This window comes from Pseudomonas sp. IT-P294 (assembly GCF_949767865.1).
GTDB lineage: Bacteria > Pseudomonadota > Gammaproteobacteria > Pseudomonadales > Pseudomonadaceae > Aquipseudomonas.
On record NZ_CATKQW010000004.1, the window covers coordinates 31,260 to 43,789 of the forward strand.

A 12,530-nucleotide genomic window follows, 5' to 3' on the forward strand; every position below is an offset into this window, starting at 1 on the left:
TTTCGGCCTATCAGCGCTATTGATTCACCGCCTAGTGCCATCTGGAGTTCCGTCAACACCGCTCGACAACTCCTGCAAGGGGCGTGTTTTGGCCAAGCGGGCGGCGAGATTTTTTGCCTGGCTCGCGACATCAGTCACGGCCGTGCTTTCCCACCACATGCCGCGCAGCGGTGGCCCCATGGCGAACAACCGGCTGGCAACGTGCCCTTCGGCGTCCAGCACCGCGCCATCGGCTGCGGCCGCAATACCCAACGCCAACGGCCCAGGTCGAATCAATCCGCGCGCCAACAGTTGCTGTGGCAGCGGCCGGGCGACACGACGCCAGTCGTATTCGATGCCGCTGGAATTGATCAACGCCGCGCCGCTGACAACCGTGGTTTCAACTTCGCCACGGCGGCGGATGCGAATGCTCACCTGCCCCGCGACTGTCGGCTCCAGCCCCTTGAACGACGCGGCGTGAATCCGCAATCGCCCTTGCTCGTGCAACCGCGCCACCAACTCGGCACTCAACGGTGGCGAGCGGTGGTGATGACTTTCCCACCACGGCCGCACATGACGCACAAACTGCCGGCGTTGCACATCCGTCGCCTGATTCCACAACCGGCCGATATGCGCCCGAACCGTATCGAGCGGCGCTTGCCAGTCGATGCCTTGGGCGATGGCGTCCCGGCAATGCCGACGCAGTTCGCGCACCAGTTGGCGTGGGGTGCGAATGCTTGGATCTTCGGCAAGGAAATCCGCCCAGGCCGGCGGTTGCCGGCGCACGTGCGGGAGCAAGCCATGCCGGGAAAACACTTCGATCGGCCCGCGATGCCCGGCCTGTTCCAGCGACACCACGGCATCGACCATGGTCAGGCCCGAGCCGATGATCAGCACCGTCGATTGCGGGTTGAGCCGGCGCATGGCGGCCACATCCCACGGGTCGAGCGCCGCCGCGTTCAAACCGCTGGACTCGGTCTGCGGCGTGCGAGCAGCGGGAAACATTCCCGTGGCCAACACCGCGTAAGCCCCTTGCAGACGCTGCCCGTCACTCAAGCTCAGCAGCACCGAATCGTCCCCGGTTTGCAAGTCGACCACTTCGGCCCGCACATGCTCGACCGTTGAACCGTTCAACGCCCCCACCGCTTGCGCCTCGGCCAGACGCTGCTGCACGTACACACCGAACAGCCCGCGGGGCGGGAACAACTCACTGACCGGCACATGCTGTTCATCCGACTCCGGCCAGCCACCGGCGGCAATGTAATCGGTCAGCCATTGGGTCAAGTCATCGGCGTTGTCCGGGTCGACGCTCATGCGCGCTGCGTTGCCGTTGAGCGTATGGCCCAGTTCGACCGCGCTGTACGCCTCGCCCCGGCCAAGTTCGGCGCGGGGCTCGATCACCAGCACCGAGCGGTGGCCAGGCAAGCGCAACAACTGCGCCGCAAGCATCGCGCCGCTGAGGCCGCCGCCGACGATCAGGATGTCCGCGTGGCGGATGGCGTCGGTCGCCTGTCCGCTTGGGGTTTGAGTCATGGCGTTCTCACTGGTCAATGTTTTCCTAGATAGAAATCGTGCAGATCGCCCCGCGCCAGCAACGACTCGCTGCTGCCGGACAGCACCACGCGGCCGGTATCGAGGACGTAAGCCGTCGATGCGTACTTGAGTGCCACGTTAATATTTTGCTCGGCAATCAGGAAGCTCACCTGCTCGTCACGATTGAGTTGGGCGACGATCTCGAAAATCTCCTGGACGATAATAGGCGCCAAACCCATGGAAGGTTCGTCAAGCAGTACCAAAGTAGGACGCGTCATCAACGCCCGGCCGATGGCGACCATTTGCTGTTCGCCGCCAGAGGTCAATCCGGCCTGGGTCTTGCGCTTGGTTTTCAGGCGCGGAAACCAGGTGTAGATCCGTTCCAGATCATGGGCCATGTCCTGACGACTTAGACGCCGGACAAACCCGCCACTGCGCAGGTTGTCCTCGACCGTCAGCTGCGGGAACACGTGGCGGCCTTCGAGCACATGGACCATGCCTTGGCGCACCCGCAGGCTGGGATCGACGCCTGCGGTATCGCGCCCGAGAAACTCGATGCCCCCGCGACTGACCTCTGCGCGTTCAGCCCGCACCAACCCGGATATCGCCTTGAGCGTGGTGCTTTTGCCCGCGCCGTTGGCACCGAGCAGCGCGACGATGCCCCCCTTGGGCACGGTCAGCGACACCCCGGCCACGGCCAGGATCGCGCCGTCGTAAATGACTTCGATGTCTTTGACCCGCAACAGGTCAGGGACGGCAATGTCGCTGGCGGCTTGGTTCATGACTTATTCATCTCCGGTGCAGGTGCGCGGCGTCAGGCCTTTTTCCTTGGCGAACGCCGCCGATTTTTCGTCGATCAACGGCCGCAACAGGGCACGGTCGGCGGCGATCCAGTCGCTGATCAGCGTCCAGTTCGCGCCGTCCCACTGCTGCACCCGCGCCGAACCGCCGCCCTCGTGATCCTTGCAGGACAGCTTGAGGTTCTGCATCAGGCCCAGATAGCCCATGTCCTTGAGTCGCGCGTCGTCGATGTTCAAGTGCTCCAGGCCCCAGCGTCCTTCCTCGCCGTTGAGCGGCCGCTTGCCGAATTTGCCTTGGGCGGTGCGGATCGCTTCCACCATCACGGCGGCGTTCACCAGCCCTGAGTTGTAGTAGACGCTGCCGAAATTCTTCAGGTCCTTGAGGTCGCTCTTGCCCTTGTCGAGGATGTATTGCTTGAGGCGTTTGTGGATCTCGAAATCGGTGCCGGCCGGGTATGGCGTCAGCGCCAGATAGCCTTTGGCGGCAGCGCCTGCGGGCAGTACATCTTCGCTGGAGCTGGCCCAGATATCACCGACGATGTGGTCCACCGGAAAGCCGAAGCGTGCCGCCGTCTTGACCGCCACCGGCGTCGACACACCCCAGGTGCGCAGGAAAACCCAGTCCGGATTCTGCTGACGAATCTGCCGCCACTGTGACGATTGCTCGTTACCCGGATCGGCCACCGGAATCTGGATGTTTTCGAAGCCGTACTTCTCGGCCAGCAACTTCAGCGGCCCAAGGGTTTCCCGGCCGTACGCCGAGTCGTGGTACACCGTGGCGATCTTCTTGCCCTTGAGTTTGTCGAAACCGCCCTCGCGCTGGGCGATGTAATTGATGAGGCTCGACGCCTCGCTGTAGAACGTCAGCATCACCGGGAAGTTGTAGGGAAACACCGTGCCGTCGGTGGCCTCGGTGCGGCCATAGCCGAGGGTGATCAACGGAATCTTGTCGACCTCTGCCCGCTCGCTCAGCGCATAGGCAGCCGGGGCGCCATTGGGCGAATAGATCGCCACTGGCGCGCCATCCAGGCCTTTCTTGAAGCGCTCGTAGCATTCGATGCCCTTCTCCGCCGTCCACTCGGTTTCGCATTCCTGCCAGACCAGTTTGACGCCGTTGATCCCGCCTTCCACCTCGTTGATGTAGTTAAGGTAATCGAGCATGCCGGCCCAGACCTGCACGCCGCTGGAGGCATACGCGCCAACGCGGTACGTGGCCAACGGGAAGAATTGCTGGTCCGGCGATGCCTGGACCATCGGCACCGTAGCGCCATAAACCGCCAGCGCCAGAGCGGCGCCCACCAACGAACGTTTCAAGGATGTACGCATGTTGTCTCTCTAATCGTTGAGGAATTCAGAAGCGCAGCGGCCAGTGGCTAAGCCGGTCACGAAGGTTGCTCAGCAGGCGGATCAGACCTTCCGGTTCCTTGATCAGGAACACGATGATCAGCACGCCGAAGATGATTTTTTGCAGGTTCTGCAACTGGCCGGCGTCCACGGAACCGCCGAACAGCGCCTGCCCGGCGTGGCTGAGCAGGATCGGCAGCAGGCTGATGAACGCCGCGCCGACAAAGTTGCCGGAGATGCTGCCCATGCCGCCGATAATGATGATGAACAGGATCTGGAATGAGCGATTGATATCGAAGCTGCTGGCGCTGGCGGTGCCCAGATAAGCGAAGGCCCACAGCGCCCCGGCGATGCCCAGGTAGAAGGAGCTGACGGCGAACGCCAGGTGTTTGTAGCGCACCACGGGAATGCCGATTACCGCGGCGGCGGTGTCCATGTCGCGAATCGCCATCCAGTTGCGGCCGATCTGGCTTTTCACCAGATTCACCGCGACCCAGGTCAGCACCAGCACCGTGGTCAAGGTCAGCAGGTAACGACCCAGCGGTGTGTTCAGGTCATGGCCGAACAACGCCAGTTTTGGCGCAGAAATGGTCCCGGAGGATCCGTAGTTGTAGAACCAGGGAAATTTGACGAACAACCACTCCAGAAAGAACTGCGCGGCCAGGGTCGTGACCATCAGGTAAAAACCCTTGATCCGTGAGCTTGGCAAGCCGAAAACGAAACCGACCACGGCGCTGATCAGCCCGCCGCCGAGCAGCGCCACCGGCAGGCCAAGTTCGGGCAAGCGCAGCAGGAAGCCATAAGTGGCAAACGCCCCGACCGCCATGAACCCGGCCGCACCGACCGACGTCTGGCCGGTGTAGCCGGTAAGCAGGTTCAAGCCGAGCCCGGCCAGGGACAACACCAGGAACGGGATCAGAATGGCGTTCAGCCAATAGTCATTGCCAGTCAGCGGCACGACGACGAAGGCGATCAACAGCAAAGCGCCCAGGCCAATCGGCATACGACGCTCGATCAACACCGACGGCGCGGTTTCGCGGGTAAGGGAAATCGTCATGGGTTCAGACTCGCTCGATGGCGCGCTCGCCGAACAGGCCGGCGGGACGGATGTACAGGAAGGCCAGGGCCAGGACGTAAGCGAACCACGGCGTGATGCCGCCACCGATCAGCGGGCCGACGTACACTTCGGCGAGGTTTTCCGCGGCGCCGACAATCAGCCCGCCGACAATCGCCCCACCAATCGAAGTGAATCCGCCGATGATCAGCACCGGCAAGGCTTTGAGCACCACCAGCGACAGGGAAAACTGCACCCCCTGGCGTGCGCCCCAGAGCAATCCGGCGACCAGGCCGACAATGCCCGCCACCGCCCAGACGATCTGCCAGATGCGGTTCAGGTTGATGCCAATCGATAACGCGGCGGTGGTGTCATCGGCCACCGCGCGCAACGACACGCCCATGCGGGTCTTGTTGAACAGCAACGCCAGCACCGTCACCAACACGATGGCGGCCGCCGCCGCGATCAGGTCGAACTGGCTGACCATCAGGCCGCCGATAAACAGCGGCACGTCATCGATGCCCAGGTCCAGCGCCCGCACCTGCGAGCCCATCAAGCCCTGCGCCAGGCCTTCGATGATGAACGACAGTCCGAGCGTGGCCATGAACAAGGTGATCTGCGAGCGATTGACCAGGGGCCGCAACACCAGCCGTTCGATCAGCAGCGCACCGATGATCATCACCGCCACGGTCAGCAACAACGCCAGGGCAAACGGCACACCTTGATCGTGCAGACTGACAAAGGTCAGCGCGGCAAACAGCAGCATCGCGCCCTGGGCGAAATTGAACACGCCGCTGGCCTTGTAGATCAGCACGAAGCCGATGGCGACCAGCGAGTACATGGTCCCGGCGAGCAGGCCACCGAGCAGGGTTTCAAAGAAAAACGTCATCAGTGCACCACTCCCAGATAAGCCGCAATCACTTCGGGGTCGGCCTGCACTTCGGCGGGCGTGCCGTCGCCGACCTTGCGTCCGTAATCGAGCACCACGACGTGGTCGGACAAGCCCATGACCACGCTCATGTCGTGCTCGATCAACACCACCGTGATGCCGAGGTCGCGATTGATGTCGGCGATGAAACGGGCCATCTCTTGTTTTTCTTCGGCGTTCATCCCGGCCATCGGCTCGTCGAGCAGCAACAGGCGCGGCCCGGCGATCAAGGCGCGGCCCAGCTCCACGCGTTTTTGCAGGCCATAGGAAAGGTTGCCGACCGGCACATCGCGGTGCGCTTGCAGTTCGAGGAATTCGAGAATGGCTTGGGCTTGCTGGCGGAAGTTTTCGGCTTCGCGCCGGGCTCGCGGCAGGTTCAACGCCTGCTCGATGAAGCGGCTGCGCATGTGCCGCGAGAGCCCGGTCAGGATGTTGTCGATCACGCTCATCTTCTTGAACAGCGCGTTGTTCTGGAATGTGCGGCCGATGCCCCGCCGCGCAGCGGTCAAGGGATCGATGTGGGTGAACGGCTGCTGTTCAAAGACAATCGAACCGGCGTCAAACCGGTACACGCCGTTCAGTACGTTCAGCAGCGAACTCTTGCCCGCACCGTTAGGGCCGATCAGCGCGCAGATCTCGCCTCGGCGCACTTCGAACGACAATTCATTGATCGCCTTCACGCCTTTGAACGACAGGGAAATACCGCTGACTTGCAGGATGGAATCTGTCGAGCTCATGCGATGTCCCGTTTGAATTCGGTGAGCCAGGTTGGCGTCGGTTGAGTGTGTGGGGTGCGGGTGGCTTGCCAGATGAAATGCAGGTTGTGAAAACCGAGCAGTCGGCGAACGCGATTTTTGATCAGGCGTTGCAGACCTTTTTCCGGGTGGGCGATGGCCCACTCGCACAGGCGGCGGCGCCAGGTGCCGTGTGGGGCGAGACGACTGTCGATTTCATCGGCCAATCGTTGCAAGCGTTCGGCGGACAGCAGTAACCCCGAGGGCGCGACTTCGCGACGATCCCGGCTGGCGCTGCCCAGGCTTTCCGGGAAGGCCAGGGAGTGGCCGCTGCTCAGCCATTGCTCAAGCAACACCGTCAGGCCGGTTTGCCATTGCGTGCCCTCTTCGCTCCACAGTTGCGTGCTTTGGCTCCAACGCTTGAGGCGTTGCGGGGTGTCCACCGGACCGAGTAACCGGTTGAAATCCAGTAGCGTCTGGCCCTGCTCCAGCCACCGTTGTTGCGTCTGCCGATCCTGAACGAAGGCGTGAGTGGGACGACTGCGCCCCAGAATCTTGCGCAGGGTTGGGGGATCGAGGTTGTCCGGCAACGTCAGCGATTGCCCGCCCAGGTGCTGCGCGGCGAGGGCCAGCAGTATCAGATTCGGTTCGAAAGCACCGCTCAGGGCCAGGCGCGAATCTTCGGTAAAACCTTGCTGGCGCAAGCCGTCGGCCAGGCGCTCGACATCACGCAAGGCATCGATCCAGCGCCAGACAAACCACTGACCGTGGCGCTTGTGGCGCAACGCCGGTTGCAACGGACTGACCTGCGCCCAATGGCGCAGTTGCTCCAGCGCCTGGGGCAGCTCGACCCGCCATTGGGCGGTGTCCGCGACGGGCGGACGTTTGAGTTCGTGCACGCTCATGGGTGACCTCCTGTTCATGGGCAAAAGCGTGCGGTGGTCCGCTGGGCTGAAATCTATTTAACGGCGCTGATGATCGTTCCCACGCTCCGCGTGGGAGTGCCGCCATGGACGCTCTGCGTCTGCTTTTGGAGCAGGGAACGCGGAGCGTCCCGAGATGCATTCCCACGCGGAGCGTGGGAACGATCATTTGTGTACGACTCGGTCAACTGTGGGAGTGAGCCTGCTCGCGATAGCGGTCGGTCAGACAACATCAATGCTGGATGTACTGGCCTCATCGCGAGCAGGCTCGCTCCCACATTGGATCTCTGGTGTACCTGGTATTTGCATGCGACTTCGCTCCCACATTGAATGAGTTCAGGCCGACACCACTTTCTTTTCCTGCTGTCGCAACACTCCCAGGTCCCGATACCCCGCCCCCGGATGAATCTCCGGCAATCGCGGCCCTTCCCCGAACAACTTCTCGCGCAAAGTCCCCGGCGCGTAGTCGGTCTTGTACACGCCGCGCTTCTGCAGCTCCGGCACCAACAATTCCACGGCGTCGACAAAGGTCTCGTGAGTCAGCGCATAGGCCAGGTTGAAACCGTCGACATCAGTTTCTTCAACCCACTCCTGCAGCAGATCGGCAACCGTCTCGGGGCTGCCCACAAACAACGGACCAAACCCGCCGATGCCCACCCAATCGGCCAACTCGTTAGGCGTCCAGACCTTGTTCGGGTCTGCCGTGGAGAACGCCTCCACCGCCGATTGAATCGCGTTGGTGTGCACATGCTTGAGCGCTTCATCCGGTTTGAACTGGCTGAAATCGATCCCGGTCCAGCCCGAAATCAACGCCATCGCGCCCTCGTAGCTGACCCAGGTTTTGTATTCCTCGAACTTGGCTTTGGCCTTGGCATCGGTCTCGCCGAGGATCACCGTTTGCAGGTTGAAGATCAGAATCTTCGACGGATCGCGACCGGCCTCGGCGGCGCGTCGACGAATGTCGGCCACGGTTTTCTTCAGCAGCACTTTCGAGGGTGCGGCGACGAACACGCACTCGGCATGTTCGGCGGCAAACTGTTTGCCGCGACTCGATGCACCGGCCTGATAGAGCACCGGCGTGCGTTGCGGCGAGGGTTCGCAGAGGTGAATGCCCGGCACCTGGAAGTGTTTGCCGACATGGCGGATCTCATGAATTTTGCTCGGGTCGCTGAAAATCCGCCGTTCGCGATCACGCACAATGGCGCCCTCTTCCCAACTGCCTTCCCAGAGCTTGTAGCAAACCTCCAGGTATTCCTCGGCGTAGTCGTAACGCGCGTCGTGTTCAGTCTGGGCTTTCTGGCCGAGGTTCTTCGCACCGCTTTCCAGATACGAGGTGACGATGTTCCAGCCGGCGCGGCCCTTGGTCAGATGGTCGAGGGTCGACAGGCGCCGGGCGAACGGATACGGATGCTCGAACGACAGCGAAGCGGTCAGGCCAAAGCCCAGGTGCTCGGTGACCAGCGCCATCGGCGGGATCAGTTGCAGCGGATCGTTGACCGGCACCTGTGCCGCCTGGCGGATCGCCGCATCACCGTTGCCGTTGTAGACGTCGTAAATACCCAGCACGTCAGCGATGAACAAGCCGTCGAATTTGCCACGCTCGAGAATTTTCGCCAGATCGGTCCAGTACTCCAGATCCTTGTATTGCCATGAGCGATCGCGTGGATGCGCCCACAACCCCGGCGACTGGTGGCCGACGCAGTTCATGTCAAAAGCGTTGAGGCGGATTTCACGGGCCATCAAACAGCACTCCGAACGCTTGGGGGATGGATGCCGTTGAGGCGAAAGTTGCCGATGAGGTGGAGTTTCCAGCGCAGCGGATCGTGTAGCGACCCCGGCAACGCCGTGCGTTGCCCGGTGAGTTCGAATTCAGCATTGCTGACGGCGTTGAGCGCGTCGGCGCTGGCCAGGTGCGACTCGGCAACGGCGAGACTGATTTCCGTATCGTCCTGGTGACTGTCCAAGAAATCTTCAGCGCGTTCGAGCAGCGCGGCGGCGACTTCAATGCGGATGTGCAAATCGCCGAAACGGCTGATGATGTAAGGATCCTCTGCGACATTTTTTTGCTGGCGGACAAACCGCAACGTTGCATCCAGCAAGCTGCGAGCGTTGTGCAGGTCATGCTGACTTTTGGCCAGGGGCTGCCCGGCAACTATCGGTTGGGTCAAGGCGTTCATGGTGGGCTCCTCAGTTCCAGGCGTGGCGCGCAGGCTTCACGCCGTTGAGCAAGTAGTTGCCGATCAGGTGGTATTTCCAGCGTGCCGGGTCGTGCAGGGTGTGGGTGCGAGCGTTGCGCCAATGCCGGTCGAGGTTGTATTTGCCGAGTACCGAGCGGGTGCCGGCCAGTTCGAAGAGCTTGCTGCTGGCAAGCAAGGCGATTTCGGCGGACAGCACTTTGGCTTGGGCGACCACCACTGAAGCGTGCGCCACTGTGTCTTCGTTGGGATTGAGCAATGCCGCGTCGACGGCGTGGCCAGCTTTTTTCAGGATCGCTTCGGTGCCGTGGACGCGCCATTCGAGGTCGCCAATCGCGGCAATGCTGAACGGGTCCTGCCAGCCGTGATCCTGCCCGCTGTCGATCCATGGCCGGGCTTCACGGGCGTAGCGTTTGGTTTCTTCCAGGGCGCCCACCGCGATGCCGGTATCCACGGCGGCTTGAATAATCTGCGAGATCGGGCCGTCGGCGGTGGGTTCGTCGAACGCCTTGTGCGCCGGGATCACGGCACTGAGCGGGACCTTGACCGCGTTCAAGGTGACGCCACCGCTGGCCGTGGTGCGCTGGCCGAAACCGTCCCAGCTGTCGATCACCGTCAGGCCGGGCGTGTCGCGCTCGATAAACGCGATGAACGCCTTGTTCTCTTCATCGACCGCCACCGCCGGCACGATGTGCGCAAACAAGGCGCCGGTGCAGTAGAACTTCTCACCATCGATTTGCGCGGTGTCTTGATCAAACCGGATACGGGTTTCGAACGCGCCGGCATGTTTGCTCTTGGATTCGGAAAAGGCGTTGCCGAAGCGATAACCCTGCAGGACTTTGCCAAAGTAGTAGCGCTTCTGCTCTTCAGTGGCGGTTTGCAACAGAATGTCGAGCACACCGAGGTGATTTTGCGGGATCTGGCCGAGGGACGAGTCGGCGGCGGAAATGATCTTGATCACTTCTGCGACGGTCACATAGGAAACGCCTGCGCCGCCGTAGGCCTTGGGAACGGTGATGCCCCAGAGGCCACTGGCGGAGAACTCGTCGAGCTCGGCGACCGGCAAACGTCGCTCGCGGTCGCGGACGCTGGCCTCGATGGCGAAGCGCGCGGCGAGCTTGTGAGCGACGGCGATGGCTTCGGCGTCCGAACGGATCACGTGGGCGGTGCGGGGTTGGGCAGAGGCTGTCATGGGCGACTCCGGGATTCTGATGAATGCACCAGGGCTTTTGCAGGAGTCGTGCCTGAAATTAATACCGTTTAATTTCAACAGCTTAATGAATAATTTAGAGAAACCTCATCAGCTTTAAATCAACAAAGTGTCTATCAAGTGTTGATCGGCAAACAGTTAGATCACCACATTTCGCACAAACCGCGCAGCCACCAACCCATCATTGCGATAGGCATGGGGCTGGTCGCTGGCGAACATGTAGAACTCGCCGGCGGCGATCTCATGCGGCGTTTCGCCCAGCATCAACGTCAGGCAGCCTTCGAAGACAAAAATCTGCTCGCTCCAGCCTTCGGCATCCGGTTGCGAGGGGTAGATTTCTCCCGGTTGCAGGCACCACTCCCATTGTTCAACTTCTCGGGTGGCGGTGGCTTTGGACAGTAGAACGGCTTTGCTGCCGGGAATCTTTCCGGCCCAGGCCACCTCGTTGATGCGGCTGGGGTCGCGGGCATCCGGGGCCTGGATCAGGTCGCTGAACGCCACGTCCAGCGCTTCGGCCACGCGGTCGAGGGTGGTCAGGCTGACGTTCTTCTCGCCGGCCTCGATGGCCACCAGCATGCGCCGGCTGACACCGGACTTTTCAGCCAATGCGGTCTGGCTCATGTCGGCGGCATGGCGCAAGCGTCGAACGTTGTGGCTGACGTGCTGGAGGACCGAAGCCCGCGGGGGAGAATCTTTGTGCACTATATTGCTCACTTGGTGGGGTTGGGCAGTATACTGCGCAACATTCGGCGCATTGTGCGTCCCCCTCAGGTAGCGCGCAAGGTCATGACGTCGGTGAACTCCTCTCACACTTCTCCCCGTTTCTCGCGGTTCAGCAAGGCCGAGTGCGTGCTGGTGCTGATCACGATGGTCTGGGGCGGGACATTCCTTCTGGTGCAGCACGCCATGACCGTCAGCGGGCCGATGTTTTTTGTCGGCCTGCGCTTTGCCGCGGCGGCGATCATTGTTTCGCTGTTTTCCTGGCGACACCTGCGGGAACTGACCCTGTTCGAACTCAAGGCCGGCGCCTTTATCGGTGTGGCAATCATGCTCGGCTATGGCCTGCAGACCGTGGGGTTGCAGAGCATTCCCAGCAGTCAATCGGCGTTTATCACCGCGTTGTACGTGCCCTTCGTGCCGTTGCTGCAATGGCTGGTGCTGGGGCGGCGTCCGGGGTTGATGCCGAGCATCGGCATCATGCTGGCGTTTACCGGGTTGATGTTGCTGTCGGGGCCTGCCGGTGCTTCGTTCAATTTCAGCCCGGGTGAAATCGCTACGTTGATCAGCGCCGTGGCGATTGCCGCAGAGATCATCTTGATCAGCACCTATGCCGGACAGGTCGATGTGCGCCGAGTGACGGTGGTGCAATTGGCGACCACCTCGGTGCTGTCGTTCCTGATGGTGGTGCCGACTCGGGAAGTGATTCCCGACTTCTCATGGTTGCTGTTGTGCAGCGCACTGGGCCTGGGCGCGGCGAGCGCAGCGATTCAGGTGGCGATGAACTGGGCGCAGAAAAGCGTCTCGCCGACCCGGGCGACACTGATTTATGCAGGGGAGCCGGTGTGGGCCGGGATTGTCGGAAGGATCGCCGGGGAGCGGTTGCCGGCAATTGCGCTGGTGGGCGCGGGGTTGATTGTGGCAGCGGTGATTGTCAGTGAGTTGAAGACCAAGTCCGTGTCCCAGGCGCAAGTTGATCTGGAGCGTGAATCAGAGCACTGATCGTTCCCGCGCTCCCGCGTGGGAATGCAGCCCGGGACGCTCCGCGTCCCACGAGCGGACGCAGAGCGTCCATTGAGGCATTCCCACGCAGAGCGTGGGAACGATCTAATC

At 61.8% G+C, this 12,530-nt stretch carries 12 protein-coding genes; 1 reads left to right on the plus strand and 11 read right to left on the minus strand.

The features are described from left to right. Positions 1-24 precede the first annotated feature (24 nt). From ACM6I0_RS03470 to ACM6I0_RS03520, 11 genes are all read right to left on the minus strand, one after another. Complete coding sequence (locus ACM6I0_RS03470; RefSeq protein WP_285435892.1) at positions 25-1,512, minus strand: FAD/NAD(P)-binding protein; 1,488 nt, start codon at positions 1,510-1,512, stop codon at positions 25-27. 14 nt (positions 1,513-1,526) lie between these two features. After that, positions 1,527-2,294, minus strand: a complete 768-nt coding sequence (locus ACM6I0_RS03475; RefSeq protein ID WP_285435891.1) for an ABC transporter ATP-binding protein — start codon at positions 2,292-2,294, stop codon at positions 1,527-1,529. 3 nt (positions 2,295-2,297) lie between these two features. Next, a complete protein-coding gene (locus tag ACM6I0_RS03480) occupies positions 2,298-3,638 on the minus strand; it encodes an ABC transporter substrate-binding protein (RefSeq protein ID WP_285435889.1) in 1,341 nt (446 codons plus the stop codon). Positions 3,639-3,663: 25 nt separating this feature from the next. Next, entirely contained in the window at positions 3,664-4,713 is a 1,050-nt protein-coding gene (locus ACM6I0_RS03485) for a branched-chain amino acid ABC transporter permease (protein WP_285435888.1), read from the minus strand. Positions 4,714-4,717: 4 nt separating this feature from the next. Continuing rightward, positions 4,718-5,599 (minus strand): branched-chain amino acid ABC transporter permease, encoded by an 882-nt coding sequence (locus ACM6I0_RS03490; protein WP_285435886.1) that lies wholly within the window; start codon positions 5,597-5,599, stop codon positions 4,718-4,720. Next, a complete protein-coding gene (locus ACM6I0_RS03495; RefSeq protein WP_285435883.1) occupies positions 5,599-6,375 on the minus strand; it encodes an ABC transporter ATP-binding protein in 777 nt (258 codons plus the stop codon). Before ACM6I0_RS03495 ends, ACM6I0_RS03490 begins: the two co-directional genes overlap by 1 nt. Beyond that, positions 6,372-7,277: an AMP-binding protein gene (locus ACM6I0_RS03500; RefSeq protein WP_414921457.1), complete on the minus strand. Its 906-nt coding sequence runs from the start codon at positions 7,275-7,277 to the stop codon at positions 6,372-6,374. Before ACM6I0_RS03500 ends, ACM6I0_RS03495 begins: the two co-directional genes overlap by 4 nt. A 354-nt stretch (positions 7,278-7,631) precedes the next feature. Beyond that, positions 7,632-9,035 (minus strand): LLM class flavin-dependent oxidoreductase, encoded by a 1,404-nt coding sequence (locus ACM6I0_RS03505; protein ID WP_414921458.1) that lies wholly within the window; start codon positions 9,033-9,035, stop codon positions 7,632-7,634. Further along, on the minus strand, positions 9,035-9,472 hold the full coding sequence (locus ACM6I0_RS03510; protein ID WP_414921459.1) for an acyl-CoA dehydrogenase: 438 nt from the start codon (positions 9,470-9,472) through the stop codon (positions 9,035-9,037). Before ACM6I0_RS03510 ends, ACM6I0_RS03505 begins: the two co-directional genes overlap by 1 nt. A 10-nt stretch (positions 9,473-9,482) precedes the next feature. Continuing rightward, on the minus strand, positions 9,483-10,682 hold the full coding sequence (locus ACM6I0_RS03515; RefSeq protein ID WP_285435877.1) for an SfnB family sulfur acquisition oxidoreductase: 1,200 nt from the start codon (positions 10,680-10,682) through the stop codon (positions 9,483-9,485). A 156-nt stretch (positions 10,683-10,838) separates the two neighbouring features. After that, the gene (locus ACM6I0_RS03520; RefSeq protein ID WP_414921460.1) at positions 10,839-11,402 is read right to left on the minus strand and encodes a helix-turn-helix domain-containing protein; all 564 of its coding nucleotides are present in this window, start codon (positions 11,400-11,402) and stop codon (positions 10,839-10,841) included. Here ACM6I0_RS03520 and ACM6I0_RS03525 point away from each other — a divergent pair. Then, entirely contained in the window at positions 11,397-12,419 is a 1,023-nt protein-coding gene (locus ACM6I0_RS03525; RefSeq protein WP_414921461.1) for a DMT family transporter, read from the plus strand. The genes ACM6I0_RS03520 and ACM6I0_RS03525 overlap by 6 nt on opposite strands. Positions 12,420-12,530 lie beyond the last annotated feature (111 nt).

Bases quoted from the DNA above. Each gene is read 5' to 3' on its own strand.
- ACM6I0_RS03475 (WP_285435891.1), bottom strand. From the start codon at position 2,294: ATGAACCAAGCCGCCAGCGACATTGCCGTCCCTGACCTGTTGCGGGTC.
- ACM6I0_RS03485 (WP_285435888.1), bottom strand. From the start codon at position 4,713: ATGACGATTTCCCTTACCCGCGAAACCGCGCCGTCGGTGTTGATCGAG.
- ACM6I0_RS03505 (WP_414921458.1), bottom strand. From the start codon at position 9,035: ATGGCCCGTGAAATCCGCCTCAACGCTTTTGACATGAACTGCGTCGGC.
- ACM6I0_RS03495 (WP_285435883.1), bottom strand. From the start codon at position 6,375: ATGAGCTCGACAGATTCCATCCTGCAAGTCAGCGGTATTTCCCTGTCG.
- ACM6I0_RS03515 (WP_285435877.1), bottom strand. From the start codon at position 10,682: ATGACAGCCTCTGCCCAACCCCGCACCGCCCACGTGATCCGTTCGGAC.
- ACM6I0_RS03470 (WP_285435892.1), bottom strand. From the start codon at position 1,512: ATGACTCAAACCCCAAGCGGACAGGCGACCGACGCCATCCGCCACGCG.
- ACM6I0_RS03480 (WP_285435889.1), bottom strand. From the start codon at position 3,638: ATGCGTACATCCTTGAAACGTTCGTTGGTGGGCGCCGCTCTGGCGCTG.
- ACM6I0_RS03510 (WP_414921459.1), bottom strand. From the start codon at position 9,472: ATGAACGCCTTGACCCAACCGATAGTTGCCGGGCAGCCCCTGGCCAAA.
- ACM6I0_RS03490 (WP_285435886.1), bottom strand. From the start codon at position 5,599: ATGACGTTTTTCTTTGAAACCCTGCTCGGTGGCCTGCTCGCCGGGACC.
- ACM6I0_RS03500 (WP_414921457.1), bottom strand. From the start codon at position 7,277: ATGAGCGTGCACGAACTCAAACGTCCGCCCGTCGCGGACACCGCCCAA.